Here is a 20,412-nt window from a genome sequence, read left to right as displayed (position 1 = left end):
CCACGGCCGCCGGTGCCGCACGAAAAACCCCTACGCGCGTTCCAGGAAGGAAGCGGCAGGGGGCCGTAGAACCGGTGACCCACCGGCTTTCCCCAGTCGCGTACGCATTCAGTTGTTCGGGTACGCCGTCGGCCGCACGTTTCCTTCACAGCCGAAGCATCCGCATCGTAGGCCCGCCCCCACCGGCCGCGCCAGGCCGGTGTGTTGTGACCCTGGCCACCGAATGGCCTGATCCTCATGGGTGGTGACGTTCCCTCAATGATCACTCGAACGGCACATGCGGAAACGATGCGCCAGGTGAGACCTGCCGTGATCCGCCCTCCGGCACGGGGGCGCGGCGGCGATCCTCGGGCCGACGACCGGGTCCCGGCGACCGCGCTCGCGGCGCGTACGGTCCCCCTCTCTTCCGACCAAGGAGTTCTCTGGTGCGTATCCGTCACAAGGTGATCGGCGCCCTCGGTTCGGCCGCTCTCGCGCTGACGTCGTTCGGGGTGGTGACCGCCTCCGCGACCCCGGCGGCTGCCGACCCGTGCGGCTTCTACGAGACGAGTTCCGACGCCTACTACCGGCACTGCACGTCGGACGGCTCCCGTGTGGTGATCCACGTCAGGGTCGCCCTGGCCCAGGACTACGAGCGGTGCGTCGCGCCCGGCAGGACCTGGCTGGGGTCCGCGAGCAAGATCCAGGGCGCCCACTACGTCGGCCGCACCTGCTGACACCGGCCACCGGCGGGGCGCTCACAGGGGGGGCGCCCCGCCACCTCTTTCCGGGGGCGCCGCTCTGGCTCCGATCCGATTCCGGGCGGCCATCGCCGCCTGAGCCCACGGACGGCCCTCCCGCCGCACAGAGACGCCCCGCCGGTACTCGCCCCGGCGGGGCGTCTCTATGCCCAAGGGAGAGCGACGGGGACCCCACGGCGGCCTATGTGGGGGTGTAGTAGTGGTGGGGGCAGGTGCAGCGCCGCATGAGCAGGATGCCGCTGCTGTGGAGGAGCGGTACGTCCTCGGTCTGGCGGCATTTGCTGTGCAGGTCCTTGTACTCCGGACGCTGTGCGACGGCGCACTCGGCGGACATGGTCGAGGTGTCCGGCGCGGTCATCAGAGTACCCCGCCGCTGCTGGCCGAGTTCAGAGCGCGCGTCCGCTCCTCCATGGCTCTGCGCCGCTCCTCGTCCGTTGCACGGCGGACGTGAACAGGGTCGGCGTCCCACTCGCATCCGCCCGTCACCGGCCGGAGCTGCACGGCCGGACCGACGTGGCCCATGACGTAGCCGAGCTTCTTGGTTTGGGTGTCGACGACCAGTGCCCCCGTTGGCTGGTTCACTCGCGGCCTCCTCGCCGGAGGGCCTCGGCGAGCCATACGGCCACCTCGGCGCGCACCCGTCCCAGCTCCACCAGCCGCAGTTGCGGTGACGCGGCGTCGACCCTCAGCGAAGGCAGGACGATTCCGGCTTCGGTCAGTGCCGCTCTGAGGGTCTCCAGCGCCGCGTGCGGGTCGACGTTGTTCCGCTGTTTGGTAGCCATGAACGGGACGCTAGAGGTGGGCAGTTGGCTGACGGTATGGTGTTTTCTCGAATTTGCTCGACTGCGCGCCAAGATTTCTGGTGTTTTCTCCTGCACCCCGCCTGACCCCGTAGAACCGAGCCCAGCACCCGGCCCATGCTGTTGGATCAAGACCCCTCGAAGGGAGAGCGTCCATGGCTCGTCAGTTGCGCTTCACCGGCACGGACAGCAAGGTCGACGGTTGCCCCGCCCTGCACACGGACGAAGGCACCGGCGAGATCATCGTTCAGGGCACGCCCGTCACCGCCCCGGAAGACCTCGCACAGCTCCAGCACTTCGGGGCCGACGAGGCAGCGGTGGCCGTGCCGCGCGAACTGCTCGTGAACCGGGGACCGAAGGAGATGGAGCGCGTGCCCGAACTTGTCGACCGGGCCACCTTCCGCCGTCTGTTCGAGACCTTCAAGCACACGGCTTGGCGGCTGGAGACACGACGCGGTTACGCGTCCGACCGCGAGGACCCGGATTTTCAGGCGTTCTTGGCCACCGGCTCCGCGCCCTGCGACCCCAGCGAGCCCTGGTTCGTGAACATCAAGGCCCAGACCGAGGCAGGCAAGAGGGTCGGCCGGGTCCGCATCGCCGACAAGCCGATGACCACCGAGCAGCGGTTCTTGCTCGACTACGCCCGGCACAATGCGGCAGTCGGCGAGGACATCCGGTACCTGTGGCGCGAGGACGCTCCCGACCTGCCCGCCGAAGACTTCTGGATCTTCGACTCGCGCTTGGTCGCCCTTCTGCACTTCGACGACGCCGACAACATCACGAACATCGAGCTGATCACCGAACCGGCTGAGGTCGTGCGGTACGCCATGGTGCGTGACGCGGCGATGCACCACGCGGTGCCGTTCGACCAGTTCGCCGCAACCGAATGACGCGTGGCCGGTGAGCACTGACTACCAGCAAGCCAGGCTGGCCCTGGGGGCGCGTCTGCGCGAACTCCGGTTCACCTGCCCCGGAGGTCGGCTCACCGGTCAGCAGCTCGCCCAGCGGCTCGGCTGGCCCGGCTCCAAGGTCAGCAAGCTGGAGAACGGCAAGCAAACGGCCACTCCCGAGGACCTGAGGGCGTGGGCCGATGCCACCGAACAGCCGGGCGTGTACGCCGAGCTTGCCGCCCGGCTGGCGGGGTTCGAGTCCCACATCCGGTCATGGCGTCGCGCGCTGGCGAACGGCTTCAAGCCGCTGCACGAGGGCCTGAGCGCTGAGATCGACCGCACCTCGGAAATGCGGGTCTGGGAAGAGTCGGTGATCCCCGGTTTGTTGCAGACCCCCGAGTACGCGCGCCACGTCATCCAGCGGTACGCCGAACTGCTCGGCGGAGCCGGCGACATTGAGGCCGCAGTGCGCTCCAGGGTGCAGCGGCAAGAGTGGCTGTACCGGCCCGGCCGCAAGCTGCACGTCCTGACGTGGGAAGCGGCGTTGCGGTCGCTGATCTGCCCGCCCTCGGTGCTGGCCGCCCAGCTCGACCGGCTTACCGGGATGCTCGGGATGGACACCGTAAAGCTTGGCATCATCCCGTTCACGGCCTCCGTCAAGATCGTGCCCGCCAACGGCTTCTGGGTCCTTGATGACCGCTTGGTGGTCGCGGAGGACTGGCACGCCGAGATGTGGTTGGACGACGCCGACAACATCGCCCTGTACTCGAAGGTCTGGAAGACCCTTAGCGAGTCGGCCGTGTACGGGGCCGACGCTCACAACGTCATCAACTCCGCCCGGCATGCCCTGAACCCGCGTTGACGGGTCAGTCAGCGCTTGACCACGTCCCTTCGAAAGGGGCTCCGCCAGCGCTCCAGCTTGAACGGCACCTTGAAGTCGGCCTCGGCCAGGATCGCCTCGGTCATCCGCTTCTCGACCAGGTCGGCGTTCTCGCTCAGCGTCTTGATCTGTTCAAGCTTCTCGTCCGCCTTGCGACTCGACTCGGGGTCAGCGTGAGCCATGTTGTCGAAGTCACGCCACTCGCTGACGGCCTTCATCCACTGCGTGAACCCGATCAACGCCAGGTCATCCAGGGCTTGGACGGCTGTTGAACCGAACATCGAGAGCTGCGCTCGGAGTGGACCGAGGTCCTTGAGTTCCTGTTCTGCGTCGAAGACCTGGGAAGGGGTAGCTCGTTCGGCGAGGAAGTCCCCCCGGACGGACCCCATGGCCCGACGCGACTTCAGCAACTCGACGTACGTATCCATCCGGCGCTCCCAAACCTTGTGCCGGCGATCGCGGGCACGGGTCAGCAGGTGCGTGAGCAATACGGCGGATGTTGAAGCTACAGCGCCGACGGACGCGGCTATGAGGGTGGCTTCCCAGGGTTCCAGTGCCATGTCGGGAGGGTAGGGCTCCGTGGGGTCTCCCGTGGCCTCGTCCGGGGATCTACAGCCGGGGCGGCCCCGGGCGGGGGCTCCAGGCCGCCGGAGACCCCACGGGAGCCCGCCGCTGGGCATGCTTGTACCCGCAGGCCGGAGCCCCGGACGGCCGGGCGTCAGGTTGAGGCCCCAGGTGCTCGCCGGCCTTACCTCCCGTGATTGCTCTCAATACTTCTCGTGACTGGCGCTCAGGGGCCGACCCTCCAGCTACTTGCGCTATACACAAATTGTGCGGGGCTCGACCTCGGCATCTACGTCGGCGTAGTAGAGGACGACTACGACAACAGCATGGAAGAGGGGCGCAAGAAGATGCGCCGTGACGCCGAGGAGGGCGGTTGGCCGGGCGGTGCCCCGCCCTATGGTTCCCAGATCGACCTCGATGGTCAGAAGGGCTAGTTACACCTTGTCCAGTGCGAGGCCGAGGTCTTGGTTCTCAAGGCCATGTGGGGGCTGGTCGTCGAAAACGGCATGAACACGAACGAGCTGGCCGAGCGGCTCAACATCCTTGGCCTGCTGACGCGGTCGGGCCTGCCGTGGTCGGCAGTCAACGCACGGGGCAAGCTCCTGTCCGAGTCGACGCTGAACGCCCGGGTGATCTTCCGCAACCCCAACCGCACACACGCCGGACACCACCTTTACGCCGGACGAGGTGGCTGCCCTCAAGCTGGCCATGGGGCGGCTGGCGAACGGCAAGCCGAAGTCACAGCCGCTGGCCTACCCGCTGTCGAAGCTGCTGTGCAACGAGCACACCGGCTGCAACTCGCATCACATCGGCATGAAGCCCACGGGGCGCGAGGGTCGCTGGTACCGATGCACCGGCCTGGCCGAGCGGTACCCGGGTGACCCCAAGTGCACCTGCAAGATGGTGAACGCCGAAGCGATGGAGGCCGCCGTCCGGGGTGAGGTCGTCAAGCTGCTGGGTGCCCCGGACCCTCTCAAGGCGATGGCGGCTGAGTGGGTCGGCATGGCCGCTGGCGACGAGGTGCAGCACGCAAACCGCATCGAGGGCTTCGACCGCCAGATTGCGGACCTGGACAAGGCCATCACGGTGATGGTCAAGGACTACGCCAAGGCGGGATTGCCCGCGTCGGCTGTCGTCTCGGCCAGCGCTGCCCTTGTAGAGGAGCGACGCCGGCTTGCCGAGCTGCGCGACGAGGCCACCTCATGGCTGGAGGAGACCGAGGCGACCGTGCAGCGTGCGCGCGATCTCGAAGTGCTGGCCACCGTGGCGCGCGAGCGGCTGGCCGCCATGACCCCGGCCGAGCAGGGCGAGGTGCCGGGGCTGCTGGAGGTTAAGGGCACCATCACCGGTCCGATCCCGAAGCCTCGGCTTGGCAAGCCGTGCTCGCTGGAGCGGTGGTTCAAGGACGAGGACCAGTTGGTACCGGACGAGCTGACCGAGGAGGCATGCGCGCTGATTGAGCCGGTCATCAAGGCGTGGGAGCCCCCGAACCACCGCTTCAACGATCACCGCGACATGGTGAACGGCATCCTTTACAAGGCGCGCACGGGCGTCCTGTGGGAGAACCTCCAGGAGCGGTTCGGCCTGTGGAAGAGCATCCACACTCGCTACAAGCGGCGGGGCGGGCGTCAGCCCCAGAGCGTCCGCGCGAGCGCCGCGCCGGTGGCCGCGGCGCCGAGCCCCGCCACCACGCTCGCCACCGCGTTGGCCGCGGCGAGGAACCGCGCGCCGGTCTCCGCCAGGCGCAGCGTCTCGTACGAGAAGGTGGAGTACGTGGTCAGCGCCCCGCACAGGCCGGTGCCGACGAGCAGCTGGGCGGAGTGCGAGGCGGCCCCGTAGGTGACGGCGCCGGTGAGGACGCCCAGGACGAGACAGCCCACGACGTTGACCGTGAAGGTGCCCCAGGGGAAGGCGGAGTCGTGGCGGGCCTGGACGGCCCGGTCCGTCAGATAGCGCAGGGGCGCGCCGACGGCGGCGCCGGTGAGCACGAGCAGCCAGTTCATCGCCGCCTCCGGCGGAGCGCCCGGCGGGTGGTGGCCGCCGTCGTCCACACCGCCGCGAGGGCCACGAGCGGCGTCAGGGCCAGCGCGGCGAGCGCGGTGCGGGCGTGGCCGTCCCCGAGCAGTCCCTGTACGTCGACGGCGTACGTGGAGAACGTGGTGAAGCCGCCCAGTACGCCCGTGCCGAAGAAGGGCCGCACCAGGCGGTGGGCGTCCCACACCTCCGAGACGAGCACCATGAACACGCCGATCACCGCGCAGCCGAGCGCGTTCACCGCCAGCGTGGTCCAGGGGAAGGCGCCCGTGGCGGTGGGCCACAGCAGCGCGGCGCCGTAGCGTGCGGCCGCGCCCGCCGCGCCGCCCGCCGCCACCGCGGCGAGCACCGGCGCCTGTCCGGGTGTCCGTGTCCGGCTCCCGGCGGGGGCCGGGACGTCGATGTCCGGGTCGACGGGTTCCGGGGCGATGGGCCCTGGCTCGGCGGCCCGGTCGCGCGGCGCTGGCGGTGTTGGCGGTGTCATCGGGTGTACGTCTCCCACTCGTGCGCCGCCCGGGGGTGTGCGGGCGCGCGTCCTCACAAGCAGGGACCGTTGGCGGCGGCGTCACCGCGGTTGGGGTCCGGCGGGCCCCACCGCCGCACGGCCGCCCCGCACCAAGGCGGCGGCCGCACCGCCCAGGATAGTCGGCACCGGGCGGAGCGGCCGCTCGGCGGCCGTGCGCGCGCCGGTCAGCGCCGCAGCTTGAGCCGCGAGAGCGCCGCCACGCCCAGCGCGGCGAGCCCGATCTGGATGAGCACCTCCGTCCAGTCGAAGCCCTTGGTGTCGGCGACGTCCAGGCCCGAGGCGATGGCGGTGCCGACGAGGGCCGCGACGATGCCGACGACGATGGTCCACAGGACGCCGATGCGCTGCCGCCCCGGGATGACGAGCCGCCCCAGAATCCCGATGACGGCGCCGATCACGATCGCACTGATGAGCCCTGAGATCTCCATAGCTCCGTTTCCCTCGGCTTCCCTCGGCAGAAGTCTCTTCCGCGTCACCGGGTTCCCGGGAACGCGCCCGGCAGTCGTGACGGCGGTGGGGCAGTAACCGGACCTGGCCGGGCGGTGGTCGGACCTGGCCGCGCGCGGGCCCGTGGACGTTTCCCATCCGGTTGTCAGGGCACCCGCGAGCATGCGGGTCCGGCTGTTCGCGGAGTGGGACAGCCGTGCGGGCCGTACGGCGGAGGCCCACCGGGACCCCGGGCGCGGGCCCGTACCCCGCGCCCGAGGCTCCTCACTCCCCGTGGCTTCCCAGCCGCGGCTGCGAGTCCCCCGGCGGGCCACCGGCAAACCCGGATCCGCCGGGCACCGGCTACCGATCACCCACGGCGAAACGAGGGCACCATGGCCATCCACGAGGACACCCGGGCCACAGTCGAAACGGCGATCCTTGTGCTCGACAGCGCCGAGCCCGAGCAACTGGCCGAGTTCTACGCCGGGCTCCTGGGCGACGAAGTGACGTACAACCCCCAGGCCGACCGGTTCGAGACCACGGGAGCGTCCGGCACGCGCCTCGGCTTCCGGCGCGACACCGGGTTCGCGCCGCCCAGCTGGCCGCGGCCCGACGACGCCCACCAGACGCATCTGGAACTGCTCGTCGCCGAGGGCGAGCTGGACGCGGCGGAGCGGGCGGCCATCACGGGCGGCGCCCGGCCGGTGGACACCCAGCGCCACGGCACCCGTGAGGTGCGGCTCTATTCCGACCCCGCCGGGCACACGTTCACGCTGCGCACCCACTGACGCGCTCCGGGAGGGCGCCGGGGAGCGCGGTCGGCGCGTGCGCCGGGTAGGCGGCGCGTTCCCGGGTACCCGGCGCCCATGACCACACAGAACGGACTGATCGCGCTGGCCGCGCCGGACGGCGCCCCGCTCGCGGCCTCGCCCTCCGCGAGCGCCTTCATCGCCTTCGGGGTCGGGCTGCTCATCGCCGGGGCACTGACGTGGGCCGTCTGGCTGGGCATCCGCGTGCGCAGGAGGGAGCCGGACCGGCCGCGCCCCGATGAGCAGCCCCGGCTGCCGGAGGAGGGGCCCGTGCGCGAGGTCCAGGAGCGGCGCGAGCCCGAGGAGATTCCGCAGGGCGAGGAGCGGCTGACGCCCCACCAGCTCAAGGGCGGGGGCACGGTCGGCAGCAAACCCAGTGACGACCAGGAGCCGAAGCGCTGGACACCGGGCTCCAGCGGCGCCTTCGGCAGCGGCGGCCCGGGCACGTCGTGACACGGTGCGGCCCCGGTGTGCCGCACACGGTGAGGCCCGGCGGGCCGCCGCCGCTCCGCAACCTCCTCGCAACCTCCGGCGGTGTTGACTGGCCGGGCCGTGCCACCACGGCCCGGCGCCCGCGACCCCGAGGAGGCCGACCGGTCATGGCCGACACCCCGCGCGTGGAGCTGACCCCCGCCGCCGCAGACCTGCTGCGGCGGCTGCGGTCGGCCCACGGCCCGCTGATGTTCCATCAGTCCGGCGGCTGCTGCGACGGCAGCGCGCCCATGTGTTACCCGGAGGGGGAGTTCCGCACGGGTGACTCCGACGTGCTGCTCGCGTCGCTCGCCGTGGACGGCGTGGCGGAGCCGGTACGGTTCTGGATGTCCAAGAGCCAGTACCAGGTGTGGAGCCACACCCGTCTCATCGTCGACGTCGTCGAGGGGCGCGGCAGCGGCTTCTCGCTGGAGGCCCCCGAGGGCGTCCGTTTCCTCATCCGTTCGCGGCTCGTGGGCACGTAGCCGTTCACTCCGTCACCGCCGTCTGGTGAACTACCCCCGCCGCTGGGACAGTTGGACGGCCCAGCCGACCCGAGGGGGACATCCGTGACACGACGCGGGCGAGGCAGCGGACGGTTCAGAGCGGTGCGCGGCGCGTTCGCCGCGCTCACGGCCCTCGGCACCCTGGCCGGCGCCGCCCTCCTCGGGGCGGCACCGGCCAGTGGTGTGCCGGGGGCCGCGCCGGCGGTCACCGAGATCGCGCCGGGCGTGGAGTACCGGGACTACGACATCGCGACGCCGCGCGGCACCGCGCACGCGCACGTCCTGGACGTCGACCTGCGCCATCCGCGGGTGCGCGTCGCACTGCTGTACCCGGGCGCGGTCGGCGCCCGCAAGGCCGTGTCCGCGATGGCGGACCAGGAGGGCGCGGTCGCCGGGGTCAACGGCGACTTCTTCAACATCACCGAGACCCAGCACCCCGGCGTGGAGGCGACCGGCGCGCCCGTGGGCCCGGCCGTGGCCGCCGGGCACCCGCTCAAGGCGGCCGTCCCGAACGGCCAGCGCTTCGGCCCTGCCCTGCCGCCCGGCACCACCACCGAGGACGTCATCGGCGTGGGCGCCGACCGCAGGGCCCGGCTGGACCGCATGGCCCTGCGCGGCAGCGTGCGCACCCGCGCGGCACGCCTTCCGCTCGGCGGGCTCAACCAGTACGCGCTGCCGGTGGGCTCGGTGGGCGCCTTCACCAGCGACTGGGGCGTCACCTCGCGGGTGCGGGCGACCTGCGGCACCGACACCGACCGGGGCGCGCCGTGCAGCACGGACACCTATGAGGTGACGGTGCGGCACGGGCGGGTCACGGCCGTGGCCGGCACCCCCGGGCGCGGCGCCATCGCCCCGGGGACGACGGTCCTCGTGGGCCGTGAGGCGGGCGCGCGGCAGCTGCGCGAGCTGGCGCCCGGGGACCCGGTGCGCGTCCGCCACCGGCTCGTGCCCTCGGCGTCGAGCACTCCGTACCGCTTCGTCCTCGGCGGCTATCCGCTGCTTCGCGGCGGGGCGCCGCTGCCGGGCCTGGACGACCGGACGGCCGCCGTGCGGACCGCCGCCGGGATCGACGACGGGGGCCGCCGTCTGATCCTGCTCGCGCTCGACGGCTCCCCCGAGTTCCGCGCCGGTCTGACGATCGCCGAGGTGGCGGACGCCTTGCGGAAGTTGGGCTCCGAGGACGGCTTCAGCCTGGACGGCGGGGGCTCCAGCACACTGGCCGCCCGGGAGCCGGGCGCGCCCGCCGTCTCGGTGCGCAACCACCCGAGCGGCGGCGCGGAGCGCCCGGTGCCCAACGGCATCGGGGTCTTCTCCCGCGCGTAGGGGCCTTCGTACGCGGGTCTCTCACTCCCCCGTGTCGCGGACGGCCACCAGGCCGTTGAAGACGCCCACGTACGCGGTGCCGTCGGGGCCGAGCGTCACGGGCGCCCAGTTGTTGTCGTAGGCGACGCCGGTCCCGGTGAGCTTCTTCCAACGGGTCTGGCCGGTGCGGAAGTCGACGGCCGTCAGGTACCAGGCGTCGATTCCCAGGGGGTGGGGTTCCTTCGTGTAGAGGTAGAGCAGCCCGTTGGTGGTGGACAGCTTCGGCACGGTGGACGGGGAGCGCTCCTCGCTCTGCCACACCGTGTCGCAGCCGCTGCCGTCGGCGCGTACGTCGACGCGGGTGACGCCGCCGACGACGCTGCGGCCGAAGGTGAGCGAGGTGATGGTCTCGTAGCCGTAGTTGTTCTCGACGACGAGGCTGTTGCCGTGGCTGACGAGGGAGTTGTCGGTGGTGGACGCGCCCGCTCCGAAGACGGGGACCGCGCAGACCAGGCGGCGGCTCGCGGGGACGCCGGCGCCGCGCCGGTAGACGAGGACGTGCATGCGGTCGTCGGCGTTGTCGGTGATGGCGACGTACTTCTCGTCGGTGCCGAACACGTCGGGGGTGGTGCCCGAACCCTGGTTCACGGAGCCGGGCTTGGTGCCCGTGCCCCGGTCGTAGGTCTGCCGCCAGGTGACCTTCGGGGTGCCGTCGGCCGCGGCGTCGAAGCCGTACAGGGCGTGGTCGGAGACGATCGACACCTCGTCCTCGGCGACCGAGAACGAGTTCTGGATCTCCTCTCCGCGCAGCCTCATGGACCGTATGTCGCCGGTCCGCGGGTCGACGGTGCCGACGCGGCCCTGGCGGGTCACCCACCAGATGCGACCTTCCCAGTCGGGCATCACGGAGGTGACCGGGTCGCACGTGCCGCTGGGGTAGAGGTTCGTCCAGCTCACGCAGTCGTGCGGGACGTGCGCCGTCAGGTCCCAGTCCTTGTCGACGACGAAGCGCCAGGTGCCGTCCGCGGTGCGCTCGTGGGCGAGCCGCACGACGTGCTGGCGCGAGTCGGCGAGCACGAGGCGGTCCTGGTCGTCGAGGTAGGAGTAGGCGCCGCCGGACGTGTCCTTGAAGATCTTGGAGAAGTCGAGCCGGGTGATCGCCTCGACGGTGGAGGGGCGCTGCGGCAGCTTGTACTCGGCGAGCGTCCGCAGCGTGCGCGGGTCGAGCAGCTTGACCAGGAAGCCGGTGAAGGTGCCGCACACGGTGACGATCCGGCCGTCGCGGTCGAAGGTGACGGTGGCGCACTCCCCGCCGAGCGCGGCCATCTTCTCGCTGCTGACCCGGGGCGCGCGGCCGAGCGGGCCGTGCCACGGGTAGGTGCCGCTGCCGGCCGCGTCGGCGTGCATGCCGCTGCGCCCGTTCGGGGCGAGGTGGGGGTGCTGGGGCGGTGGGTCCCCCGGGACGGGCTTGGCGGTGGCGGGCTCCCCCGTGTACGGGGCGACGAGCCGGTGCCCCGGCGCCCGGGGGATCTCGTCCGCGTGCGCGGCGGGCGGGGTGAGGACCGTGGCCCCGAGGGCCAGGGCCAGGGCGAGGACGCGGGTCGGACGGGGCATGCGCCGAAGCTAGGGCCAGCCCCTTGAAGTGTCCATGCGAATGCGGGAGTTGTTCACGGGACCGGAGCAACCATCCGGCGCGGGGCCCCGCGCGGTCACGGGCGGATGCCGCTGACGATGTCCGCCGTGGCCGTCAGGCCGTCGTGGATGGTCGGCGCCACGCTCGTGCCCGCGAGGTAGAAGCCGAGCAGGCCGCACACCACGGCGTGCGAGACCTTCATGCCCCCGCTGCGCAGCAGGACCACCGCAATGATCAAGAGCAGCAGCCCCACAGAGATCGAAAGGGACATCACGGGCCTCCTCCGCCACGACCGCACCGTGGCTTTCGGCGGCAAGTGTGGCGTAGCGGAGGGTTTGTCCGGGTGAGCGGCGTGTCCGCCGGACGAGTGGTGTGCGGGGGAAGAGCCGTACGGGGCCGTTACCTCCGGCGCGCGTCCAGGAAGGCCTGGAGGCCCGCGAGGTCGTCGGTGTTGAGGTGGTCGACGCCGGCGTCGAGGAGTTCGGCCCAGACGGCGTCGCGGGCCGGGCCCGGCAGGTCGGGGGTGGCCCAGAAGCGGACGCGCTGCCCGCGCTTGTGGGCGGTGGCGACGATGCCGCGCAGCTTGGCGCGCTCGGCGGGCGGGACCGGGCCGACGCCGTTCCAGGTGAAGTTCAGGGACCAGTTGTCGCTGATGAGCGGGGCGAAGGAGGCGGGCGCCGGGCCACCGAGGTCGGCGAGGCGGCCGTCGTAGAAGGCGCGGCGCACCGGCTGTGCCTCCATCACCGGGCGGGCCGCGCGGTCGCCGGATATCACGGCGGTGATCGCGGAGCGGCGGACCTTGCCGTGCGCGTACGTGGTGAACAGGTGCCGGTAGGGCCGCAGATGGCGGTCCAGCTCGCGGTACGTCGACGCGCCCTCGGTCTTGAGGTCGATCAGGAGCTGGAACTGACCGTGCCAGCGGCGGTACACCGAGCCGTGGTGGGCGCGGACGCGGGCCGCGAGCGGCTCCAGGTACAGCGACTCCAGGGTGCGGCGCGGATCGAGGTCCGCCGGGTCGTGGGCGACGAGGAGCTGCCCGCCGACGAGGAAGATGTCGGCCTCGACGCTCGTGAAGCGGTGGTCGAGGGCGTCGAGGAGGGGCCGGGCGTGCTCGTAGTCGTTGTGCGCGTGGGCCTGGGCGAGGGGGCGCGGACGGGGGTGCCGCCCGTGCGCGGGCGGGCGGGTGCCCGGCGCGGCGTCGGTGGCGTGGGCGAGTCCGGGCGCGGCGACGGTGGCCGCGACGGCCGCGCCGAGGGTGGTCAGGGCTCTGCGACGGGTGACAAGGGCCATGGGGGTACCTCTCAGGAGGGCGGGAAGGGGCCGGAGCCTCAGTGAGTATGGCCTCCGGCCCCTTCGGAAAACCCGCTCGGCCTGGGAGTTGGCGTGATCGACGCCTGCGGTTCACCGCGTGCGCAGGCCCTCGCCCTCCGGCTCGGCCGCGGCGTTCAGCGGTCGGCCGGGGCCTCCGGGTTCGCGCGGTGCGCCAGCGGTTCGCCGCGCAGGTAGCGGCCCACCTCGGCGGCGACGATCCGGGCGGCCTTGTGGGCCACTTCCTGGCTGCCGCCCGCGATGTGCGGGGTCATGACGATGCCGGGGGTGCGCAGGAGCCGCGAGTCGGCGGGCACCGGCTCCTCGGGGTAGACGTCGAACCCGGCCCCGGCGAGCCGGCCGCTGTCCAGGGCGTCGCAGACCGCGTCGTAGTCGAGGAGGGCGCCGCGGGCGCAGTTGACGAGGACGGAGCCGTACGGCATCCGCGCGAGCTGCGCGGCGCCGATCATGCCGGTGGTCTCCTCGGTGACGCGGGCGTGCAGCGACACGATGCGCGAGCGGGTCAACAGCTCGTCCAGGCCGACCGGTTCGGCGACGCCGGTGAGCGCATCCGCGGCCACGTACGGGTCGTGGACCAGGACGTGTGCGCCCATGGCGGCGAGGATGCGCGCGACGCGGCTGCCGATCGCCCCGTAGCCGACGAGGCCGACGGTGGCGCCCTCGATCTCGATGCCGCAGGTGTCGTAGTCGTAGTAGTCGCCGCGCCACACGCCCCGGCGCAGGTCGGCGTGCGTGTCGCCGACGCCGCGCGCGGCGGCCAGGAGCAGGGTCAGGGTGTGCTCGGCCGTGGCGACGGCGTTGCGGCCGGGCGCGTAGCAGACGGCGACGCCGTGCCGGGTGGCCGCTTCGAGGTTGGCGTTGACGGGCCCGCCGCGGCTGACGCACACCAGCTTCAGGTCCGGGCAGGCGGCGAGGACCCGCTCGGTGAACGGTGCCATCTGCGTCACGCACACCTCGACGCCCTGGAGGGCGTCGATCAGCTCGTCCTCGGTGCCGGAGGCCTCGACGACCTCGCCGACGGGGCCGAAGGGGGTGTGCGGCCAGGGCAGGGTGAGTTCGCGCACGTCGACGGCGGCGCCGGTGGCCTTGCGCAGTTCTTCGGTGAGCAGGCGGGGCAGCACGAAGTGGTCGCCCGCGGCGAGGACGGTGGTGCTCATGGGAGGCTTCTTTCGAAGGGTTCGATGTGTGCGAGGAGTTCGGGCCCCCGGAGGGGCGGCCGGGCCCCGGGAGGGGCGGCCGGGCCCCGGGAGGGGCGGCCGGGCCCCGGGAGGGGCGGCCGGGCCCCGGGAGGGGCGGCCGGGGGCCGGGAGGGGCGGCCGGGGGCCGGGTCAGGTGGCCGGGGCGCCCACCGTCGGCGCGTTGAACCGCAGCAGCGCCGCCCGGCCCTCGCGCAGCCGCAGTTCGGTCAGGGCACCGTTGGCGACGTGCGGGAAGACACTGCGGTACGCGCGCAGCGGGATGCCCAGCAGGTCGCACAGGACCAGACGCAGCAGCGTGGAGTGCGCCACGATCAGGACGCGTCCCTCGGGGAACTCGGCGGTGATGTCCGCGAGGCTCTCCCCGGCGCGGGCGACCGCCGCGGCCGGGTCCTCGCCGTCCGGCAGGTGATGGGCCACGGGGTCGTCGAGGAAGGCGTCGAGCTGCTCGGGGAAGCGCTCGCGCATCTCGGCGCGGGTCAGGCCCTCGCCGCGGCCGAAGTCCACCTCGCGCAGGCGCGCGTCCTCGCGCGCGGTGACGCCGAGCGCCTCGGCGGCCGGTGCCGCGGTGAGGCGGGCGCGGGACAGGGTCGAGCTGTAGACGGCGTCGATGTGTTCACGTGCCGCCCAGGCGGCGAGTTCGGCGGCCTGGAGCCGGCCGCGCGGCGTGAGGGCCACGTCGGTGCGTCCCGCGTAGCGGTTGCCTTCGTGCCAGACGGTTTCGCCGTGGCGTACGAGAATGACGTCGGTCACTGGTCTTTCCTCATCGGTGGTGCGTGCGGGGCGGTCCTGGCCCGCGCGTGGGCGGCGGCCTCGGGCGGCAGCCAGCCACGCGCGCGCAGTTCGTCGGCGAACCTCAGGTAGACGGGGAGCAGGCGGGCGGTGCGGGCGGGGTCGGGGAGGATCTCCGCGCCGGGCCCGACCATGGCCGCGGCCGCGGCGCGTACGGGTACGCCACTGGCCGTCGCGGCGAGCACGGCCATGCCGACGGCGCCCTCGGCCTGTGCGGGCACGCGGACGGGGCGGCCGAGGACGTCGGCCCGCAGCGCGCTCCAGTAGCGGTTGCGCGCGCCGCCGCCGGTGAGCGTGAGAGGGCCGTCGACGGGCGCGCCGAGCAGGTCGAGGTAGTCGAGGCAGAGCCGCTCGACGCAGGCGACGCCCAGGAGGTACGCGTGGAAGCGCTCGGCCTCGCCGCGCGGCTCGCCCAGCGTGAAGGGCTCGGCGTCCGCCGCCCGGAAGGGGAAGCGTTCGCCGCGCCCCACCAGCGGGTAGGTGACGGCGTCGCCGGCGCGGGCCGCCGCCGCCTCGGTGAGGCGGTCCAGGTCCGCGCCGGGGAACTCCCGCGCGAGCACGCCCGCGCCGCTGCTGGAGGCGCCGCCCGGCAGCCAGGTGTCGTCGGGCCCCCGGTGGCAGTACACGACGCCGCCCGGGTCGCGGATCAGGTGCGGGCTGACGCCCTTGAGGACGAGGGTCGTGCCGAGGACGGAGTTCCAGGCGCCGGGGGTGAGGGCGCCCGCGCCGAGCTGCGCGGCGCAGCCGTCGGTCATCCCGGCGACGATCGCGGTGCCCTCCGGGATGCCCGTGGCGGCGGCCGCTTCGGCGCACACGGCGCCGATGACGGTCCCGGGCCGTACGACGTCGGGCAACAGCCGCTCGGGCACGTCGAGCGCGGCGAGCACCGGCGTGGGCCAGCGCTCCTCCAGGAGGTGGTAGCCGCTCTTCAGGGCGTGGCTGGCGTCGCTCGCGACCTGGTGTCCGGCGAGGCGCCAGGTGACGAGGTCGGCCTGGTGCAGCAGCCGCGCGCCGGCCGGGTACGCGGCGTGCTCCAGGAGCCAGAGCAGCTTGGGCAGCGCCCACGACGGCTGCATGGACCGGTAGCCCAGCTCGCGCCAGAGGCCGGCGCCCGCCGCGTTCACGCGCGCGGCCTGTTCGGCGGCGCGTCCGTCGTCGTACATCAGGCCCGGCGTGAGCGGGGTGCCCGTCGCGTCGGCGAGCAGAATGGTGCCGGAGGTGGCGTCGAGGGCGAGGCCCCGGACGCGCGCCGGGTCGTCGAGGGCGCCCGTCGCCTCGCGGCAGGCCGCGGCGAGGGCCGACCACCACTGCTCGGGGTCCTGTTCGTGCCGCGCGCCCTCGCGGTGGCCGGTCAGCGGCCGGGACGCGGCGGCGAGGACGGTGCCGGCGGAGTCGACGGCGACGCAGCGGGCGCTCTGTGTGCCGAGGTCGAGGCCCAGCCAGACGGCGTCGGGCGGCAGCGCGGCCGCCTGCGGGACGGGCTCAGACACCGGTGCCTCCTTCGGTGCGCGCGGCCCAGCCGGCGTCCCGCGCGAGCCCGCGCCAGCGCAGGAATTCCTCGTACAGGCCCGCGTAGAACCGCGCGCGCTCCGCGTCCGGCTCCCATCTGGTGCGCATCCGGACGTACTTGGCGGCGGCGCTGTGCATGCTCGACTCGGCTCCGGTCAGGACGAGGCCGGTGAGGAAGGCGCCCTTGGCGCCGAGTTCCGTGTCGCCGGAGCGGGCGGTGGGCACGCCGGTGGCGTCCGCGATGAGCCGGCACCAGGCGTCGCTGTTGGCGCCGCCGCCGCACAGGCGCAGCTCGGTGACCGTGGTGCGCGCGGCCACGAGTGAGTCGCGCAGGACGAGCGAGAGTCCGTCGAAGACGGAGCGGGCCAGGTCGGCGGGGGTGTGCTCCAGGGAGAGGCCCCAGAACGAGCCCCGGGCGCGCGGGTCGAGGAACGGCGCCCGCTCCCCCGCCGGTGACAAGTACGGCAGGAACAGCACGCCGTTGGCGCCCGGCGGCGCGCCGAACGCGGCGTCGGCCAGCTCGGGCGGCCCGTCGAGGCCCAGCGTGCGGGCGGCCCAGCCGAGCACCTCGGCGCCGTTGAGGGTCGGGAAGGCGCGCAGGACCCGCTCGCGGCCCCGGTAGGCGATGGTGATGCCGGACGGCTCGCCGCTGGTGTCGACGTCCTCGCGGACGATCTCCGTGCACAGCGTCGTGCCGAGGATGCTGCACGCCTGGCCGGGGTCGACGACGCCGACACCGCGCGCGGTGGACGCGATGTCGTACGGGGCCATCACCACGGGCAGGCCGGGCGGCAGGCCCAGTTGGGCCGCGGCGCCGCCCGTCATCTCGGCGATCCTCTCGTGCTCGCCGAGGACGCGGGGCAGCAGTCGCGCGTACGGCGTGAGGCCGAACAGCTCCACGACGGCCGGGTCGTAGTCGCCGGTGGCGTGGTCGAGGAACGGCGCGGACGCGTCGGACTCGTCGACGGCCGTGACGCCGGTGAGCTTGTGGAACAGCCAGCCCGCCGCGGTCAGGGACGCGCTGGAGCGCGCCAGGCGCTCGGGGTCGTGGGCGGCGAGCCAGCCGAACACGGCGTTGGGCATGCCGCTGCACGTGAGGGAGCCGTTGCGGCGGAACGCCTCCTCCAGGACGCCCTCGCGCTGCCAGCGGGTGAGGAGGTCGCCCGCGCGGCCGTCGGACCACAGGATCGCGGGCCCGGTGGGCCGCCCCGCGGCGTCGATGAGCCAGGCGCCGTCGCCCTGCGCGGTGAACGTCACCAGCCAGACGGGGTCGGCGACTTCGGAGAGGGCGGTGCGGACGGTGTAGACGACCGCGTTCCACACGGTGTCCATGTCCTGCTCGGCCCAGCCCGGGTGGCGGCGCAGGACCTCGGTCGCGAGCCGCGACACGGCGAGTTCGCCGCCCTGGTCGTCGAAGACCACCGACTTGATCATGGTGGTGCCGACGTCGATCGCGAGGACGGACATGGCCTTCACAGTCCCTTCGTGGCGGGTGCGGCGACGGTGCGGGGCGTCCCGGAGGCACCCGGGCCCCCGGGATCTCCGTGGTTCCCGGGGCCCTCCGCCGTGGAATCGCTGTCGGCGGCGGTCCTCAGGGCGAGTGTGAGGAGCGCGCTCACGGCGTGCAGTCCGGCGAAGATCCAGACGACGCCCACCACGCCGAGCGGTCCACGGAACAGGCTGACGATCAGCGGCCCGACGAACGTGGACGCCCCGGCGCCGAGGTTCAGGGCGGCCATGGCCCGGCCCTTGTGGGCGGGTGCGATCGCGGTCATCAGGGCGGACAGCGGGACGTACCCGGAGAGCGTGGCGCCGTACAGGACGGCGACGAGGACGCACAGGCCGTAGCTGTCCCCCGCGCCCGCCGGGACGTAGTACAGGAGCAGGGTCGAGGCGGTGCAGCCCGCGCCGCCGCACCACGCGACCGTCGCGCGCCAGCCGGCCTTGTCCCCGATGACGCCGAACAGCAGGTTCGTGACGATGTTCGTGGCGAACATGATGGCGAGCAGTCTGAGCCACTGGGCGTCGGAAAGCCCGACCTCGTCCGTGAACCACGCCGGTAGCATCACCAGAAAGCCGAACTGCGAAGCCGTGTTGAGCATCCGCACGACGGCGCCCGCGCCCACCCTGGGCTCGCGCACCAGGATCGTCAGGCTGCCGGCGAGCCCCGCGAGCGGGCTCTCCCCGGCGGGCGCGAGCCGGGCGGAGCCGGTGCGCTCGCGGACCAGGAGCAGCGCGAGCAGCCCGCCGGCCGCGACGACGCCGAGCGCCACCCACAGCGTGCCCCGGTCGCCGACGCGCGGGATCAACAGGCTGGCGGTGAGCGAGCCGAGCGTCGGCAGGCCCGCGGAGAACGCCGACCAGAACCAGCCCATGGCGCTGCCCATCTGCCGCGGCGGCGCGACGGCGGCGATCCACACCAGGAAGGCGTACGCGAACAGCGGATACGCGAGCCCGCGCAGGCCGTAGCCGACGAGCAGCAGCACGAAGGACTCGCTCGGCACGGCGACGGCGAGGAAGAACACGTGCGTGACCACGAACGAGAGCAGGCCGAGCCACATCACGCGGCGCGGCCCCCACAGGTCGGACAGCGCCCCGGACAGCCAGGCCGCGACGGCGCCGGTGACGCCGTACACGGTGAAGACCATCGCGACCTGTGCCTCGGGGATGCCGAGGTCCTCCAGGTACGGGGCCAGGAACCCGGCCTCGACGCCGACTCCGGTCATGAAGACCAGCAGGCCGAGATAGCCCCAGGAGAGGGGCCGCGGGATGCCGAGGCGTGTGAAGAGCGAACGCGGCTCGGCGGTGCCGCCCGGGGCGGGCGGCACGGGGGTGTTCGTCATCGAAGCTCCCCGGGGGGACGGCGGAAGGGAAAGGAAAGGGGCTGCGGGGGGGTGGGCTGGGCGCTGGAGTGAGCAAACAACTGGCTGAAAAGGCACGTCAAACGTCCGGGGCATCCTCACGCGGGGCCGGCCCCGCGCCGTGTGACGCGGACGCCCCGCCGCCCGGCCCGAGCTGGGCCTGAGGGGTCCAGGTCATGTGAAGTGCGTGAGAACATCACTCATGGACTTCACACGCGACGAGCGGCGGCGACAGCTCAGGGAGCGGGTGGTCGCGGGCGGCTTCGTGCGGGCCGCGGACCTGGCCGACGCCTTCGGCGTGAGCCTGATGACGATCCACCGCGACCTGGACTTCCTCCAGGCACAGGGCTGGCTGCGCAAGGTGCGCGGCGGGGCGACCGCGCTGCCCTCGGCGCAGTTCCACGGCAGCGTCGCCGAGCGCATGTCGACGATGGCCGCGACGAAGCAGCGCCTCGCCCGCGCGGCGGCGGGCCTCCTGGTGCCGGGCCAGACCGTGCTGCTCGACGACAGCACGACGTGTCTGCATCTGACGCGCGAGTTCGCCGGGCGCACGCCGCTGACCGTCCTCACGAACTCCCTGCCCGCGATCACGGCGCTCGCCAAGGAGCCGGGCGTCTCCCTGATCGCGCTCGGCGGCAGCTACTTCCCCGCGTACGACGCGTTCATGGGTCTGCACACCGCCGACAGCGTGGCGGCGTTCCGCGCGGACCTGCTCTTCATGTCGACGACCGCCGTGACGCGCGGCCGCTGCTATCACACCTCGCCCGAGACGGTGCAGGTCAAGCGGGCGATGATGACGGCGGCCACGCGACGCGTGCTGCTCGCGGACCACACGAAGTTCACCCGCGACGGCCTGTACGCGCTCGCGCCGCTCACGGACTTCGACGTGGTGGTGGTCGACGAGGGGGTGGCGCGCGAGGAGGTGCGGGCGATGCGGGCCAAGGGGGTCGAGGTGCTGGTGGTGGAGAAGGGCTGAGCCTCGCCCGGACCGAGGGGGACCGTCGGGGAGCCGGGGATCACCGCCGGGGCACGGTGACCAGCCGGGCCCATCCCGTCTGGATTCAGCCCGCAGCCGCCGCCCCCGACGGCTTTGGCCCTTCCTCCATCACCCTGGCATCTGCCATGTGGAATCGCCTCAAGG

The 20,412-nt window shown here is 72.9% G+C and carries 24 protein-coding genes and 1 pseudogene; 10 read left to right on the top strand and 15 right to left on the bottom strand.

Features of this window, described 5'->3' with window-relative positions:
- Positions 1 to 443 precede the first annotated feature (443 nt).
- Complete coding sequence (locus AC07GB_RS12015; protein ID WP_478844313.1) at positions 444 to 716, top strand: DUF6355 family natural product biosynthesis protein; 273 nt, start codon at positions 444 to 446, stop codon at positions 714 to 716.
- A gap of 205 nt (positions 717 to 921) precedes the next feature.
- Here AC07GB_RS12015 and AC07GB_RS12010 read toward each other — a convergent pair whose 3' ends face one another.
- The 3 genes from AC07GB_RS12010 to AC07GB_RS12000 are packed head-to-tail and all read right to left on the bottom strand — an operon-like array spanning position 922 to position 1,522.
- Positions 922 to 1,098, bottom strand: a complete 177-nt coding sequence (locus AC07GB_RS12010) for a hypothetical protein (protein ID WP_478844172.1) — start codon at positions 1,096 to 1,098, stop codon at positions 922 to 924.
- Entirely contained in the window at positions 1,098 to 1,322 is a 225-nt protein-coding gene (locus tag AC07GB_RS12005; protein WP_478844170.1) for a hypothetical protein, read from the bottom strand. The genes AC07GB_RS12010 and AC07GB_RS12005 overlap by 1 nt, the downstream gene beginning before the upstream one ends.
- A complete protein-coding gene (locus AC07GB_RS12000; RefSeq protein WP_478844169.1) occupies positions 1,319 to 1,522 on the bottom strand; it encodes a hypothetical protein in 204 nt (67 codons plus the stop codon). Before AC07GB_RS12000 ends, AC07GB_RS12005 begins: the two co-directional genes overlap by 4 nt.
- Before the next feature lie 173 nt (positions 1,523 to 1,695).
- Between AC07GB_RS12000 and AC07GB_RS11995 the strand changes: the two genes are divergently transcribed.
- Together AC07GB_RS11995 and AC07GB_RS11990 are read left to right on the top strand one after the other, a co-directional pair.
- Complete coding sequence (locus tag AC07GB_RS11995; protein WP_478844167.1) at positions 1,696 to 2,430, top strand: DUF6879 family protein; 735 nt, start codon at positions 1,696 to 1,698, stop codon at positions 2,428 to 2,430.
- A 10-nt stretch (positions 2,431 to 2,440) separates the two neighbouring features.
- Complete coding sequence (locus tag AC07GB_RS11990; RefSeq protein WP_478844165.1) at positions 2,441 to 3,292, top strand: helix-turn-helix domain-containing protein; 852 nt, start codon at positions 2,441 to 2,443, stop codon at positions 3,290 to 3,292.
- A gap of 8 nt (positions 3,293 to 3,300) precedes the next feature.
- Here the strand turns inward: AC07GB_RS11990 and AC07GB_RS11985 are convergent, their stop codons facing one another.
- Entirely contained in the window at positions 3,301 to 3,870 is a 570-nt protein-coding gene (locus AC07GB_RS11985) for a hypothetical protein (protein ID WP_478844163.1), read from the bottom strand.
- A 219-nt stretch (positions 3,871 to 4,089) separates the two neighbouring features.
- On the opposite strand from AC07GB_RS11985, the gene AC07GB_RS11980 reads away from it, so the two are divergent.
- Complete coding sequence (locus AC07GB_RS11980; RefSeq protein ID WP_478844161.1) at positions 4,090 to 4,308, top strand: hypothetical protein; 219 nt, start codon at positions 4,090 to 4,092, stop codon at positions 4,306 to 4,308.
- Positions 4,309 to 4,582: 274 nt separating this feature from the next.
- Positions 4,583 to 5,431, top strand: a pseudogene (locus tag AC07GB_RS11975) (transposase); the annotation flags it as partial.
- Positions 5,432 to 5,502: 71 nt separating this feature from the next.
- Here the strand turns inward: AC07GB_RS11975 and crcB are convergent.
- From crcB to AC07GB_RS11960, 3 genes are all read right to left on the bottom strand, one after another.
- Positions 5,503 to 5,877, bottom strand: coding sequence for a fluoride efflux transporter CrcB (crcB, locus tag AC07GB_RS11970; RefSeq protein WP_478844159.1), 375 nt, complete (start codon positions 5,875 to 5,877; stop codon positions 5,503 to 5,505).
- Positions 5,874 to 6,392, bottom strand: coding sequence for a fluoride efflux transporter FluC (locus AC07GB_RS11965; protein ID WP_478844157.1), 519 nt, complete (start codon positions 6,390 to 6,392; stop codon positions 5,874 to 5,876). Before AC07GB_RS11965 ends, crcB begins: the two co-directional genes overlap by 4 nt.
- A 206-nt stretch (positions 6,393 to 6,598) precedes the next feature.
- A complete protein-coding gene (locus AC07GB_RS11960; protein WP_478844155.1) occupies positions 6,599 to 6,862 on the bottom strand; it encodes a GlsB/YeaQ/YmgE family stress response membrane protein in 264 nt (87 codons plus the stop codon).
- A gap of 393 nt (positions 6,863 to 7,255) precedes the next feature.
- On the opposite strand from AC07GB_RS11960, the gene AC07GB_RS11955 reads away from it, so the two are divergent.
- From AC07GB_RS11955 to AC07GB_RS11940, 4 genes are all read left to right on the top strand, one after another.
- Entirely contained in the window at positions 7,256 to 7,651 is a 396-nt protein-coding gene (locus tag AC07GB_RS11955) for a VOC family protein (protein WP_478844153.1), read from the top strand.
- Between the two features lie 78 nt (positions 7,652 to 7,729).
- Positions 7,730 to 8,125, top strand: coding sequence for a DUF6479 family protein (locus AC07GB_RS11950; protein WP_478844151.1), 396 nt, complete (start codon positions 7,730 to 7,732; stop codon positions 8,123 to 8,125).
- A 146-nt stretch (positions 8,126 to 8,271) separates the two neighbouring features.
- Positions 8,272 to 8,628: a DUF779 domain-containing protein gene (locus AC07GB_RS11945; protein WP_478844149.1), complete on the top strand. Its 357-nt coding sequence runs from the start codon at positions 8,272 to 8,274 to the stop codon at positions 8,626 to 8,628.
- Positions 8,629 to 8,712: 84 nt separating this feature from the next.
- Positions 8,713 to 9,972, top strand: a complete 1,260-nt coding sequence (locus AC07GB_RS11940) for a phosphodiester glycosidase family protein (protein WP_478844147.1) — start codon at positions 8,713 to 8,715, stop codon at positions 9,970 to 9,972.
- A gap of 21 nt (positions 9,973 to 9,993) precedes the next feature.
- Here AC07GB_RS11940 and AC07GB_RS11935 read toward each other — a convergent pair whose 3' ends face one another.
- The 8 genes from AC07GB_RS11935 to AC07GB_RS11900 all read right to left on the bottom strand — a co-directional run bounded on the left by AC07GB_RS11935 (position 9,994) and on the right by AC07GB_RS11900 (position 19,253).
- On the bottom strand, positions 9,994 to 11,565 hold the full coding sequence (locus AC07GB_RS11935) for a hypothetical protein (protein WP_478844145.1): 1,572 nt from the start codon (positions 11,563 to 11,565) through the stop codon (positions 9,994 to 9,996).
- Between the two features lie 95 nt (positions 11,566 to 11,660).
- Complete coding sequence (locus AC07GB_RS11930; RefSeq protein ID WP_478844143.1) at positions 11,661 to 11,855, bottom strand: hypothetical protein; 195 nt, start codon at positions 11,853 to 11,855, stop codon at positions 11,661 to 11,663.
- Positions 11,856 to 11,983: 128 nt separating this feature from the next.
- The gene (locus AC07GB_RS11925; protein WP_478844141.1) at positions 11,984 to 12,874 is read right to left on the bottom strand and encodes a phosphatidylinositol-specific phospholipase C/glycerophosphodiester phosphodiesterase family protein; all 891 of its coding nucleotides are present in this window, start codon (positions 12,872 to 12,874) and stop codon (positions 11,984 to 11,986) included.
- 155 nt (positions 12,875 to 13,029) lie between these two features.
- Positions 13,030 to 14,070, bottom strand: a complete 1,041-nt coding sequence (locus AC07GB_RS11920; protein ID WP_478844139.1) for a 2-hydroxyacid dehydrogenase — start codon at positions 14,068 to 14,070, stop codon at positions 13,030 to 13,032.
- A 171-nt stretch (positions 14,071 to 14,241) separates the two neighbouring features.
- Entirely contained in the window at positions 14,242 to 14,862 is a 621-nt protein-coding gene (locus AC07GB_RS11915) for a histidine phosphatase family protein (RefSeq protein ID WP_478844137.1), read from the bottom strand.
- Positions 14,859 to 16,391, bottom strand: coding sequence for an FGGY-family carbohydrate kinase (locus AC07GB_RS11910; protein ID WP_478844135.1), 1,533 nt, complete (start codon positions 16,389 to 16,391; stop codon positions 14,859 to 14,861). The genes AC07GB_RS11915 and AC07GB_RS11910 overlap by 4 nt, the downstream gene beginning before the upstream one ends.
- Positions 16,384 to 17,877 carry an FGGY family carbohydrate kinase gene (locus AC07GB_RS11905; RefSeq protein ID WP_478844133.1) on the bottom strand — a complete coding sequence of 498 codons (1,494 nt, stop codon included), beginning with the start codon at positions 17,875 to 17,877 and terminating at the stop codon, positions 16,384 to 16,386. The genes AC07GB_RS11910 and AC07GB_RS11905 overlap by 8 nt, the downstream gene beginning before the upstream one ends.
- Before the next feature lie 5 nt (positions 17,878 to 17,882).
- The gene (locus tag AC07GB_RS11900; RefSeq protein WP_478844131.1) at positions 17,883 to 19,253 is read right to left on the bottom strand and encodes an MFS transporter; all 1,371 of its coding nucleotides are present in this window, start codon (positions 19,251 to 19,253) and stop codon (positions 17,883 to 17,885) included.
- A 220-nt stretch (positions 19,254 to 19,473) separates the two neighbouring features.
- Here AC07GB_RS11900 and AC07GB_RS11895 point away from each other — a divergent pair, with 220 nt between their 5' ends.
- A complete protein-coding gene (locus AC07GB_RS11895) occupies positions 19,474 to 20,247 on the top strand; it encodes a DeoR/GlpR family DNA-binding transcription regulator (protein WP_478844129.1) in 774 nt (257 codons plus the stop codon).
- Positions 20,248 to 20,412: the final 165 nt, after the last annotated feature.

It is taken from the genome of Streptomyces sp. NPDC045778 (assembly GCF_056431945.1).
This window is presented reverse-complemented; position numbering and strand designations above follow the sequence as displayed.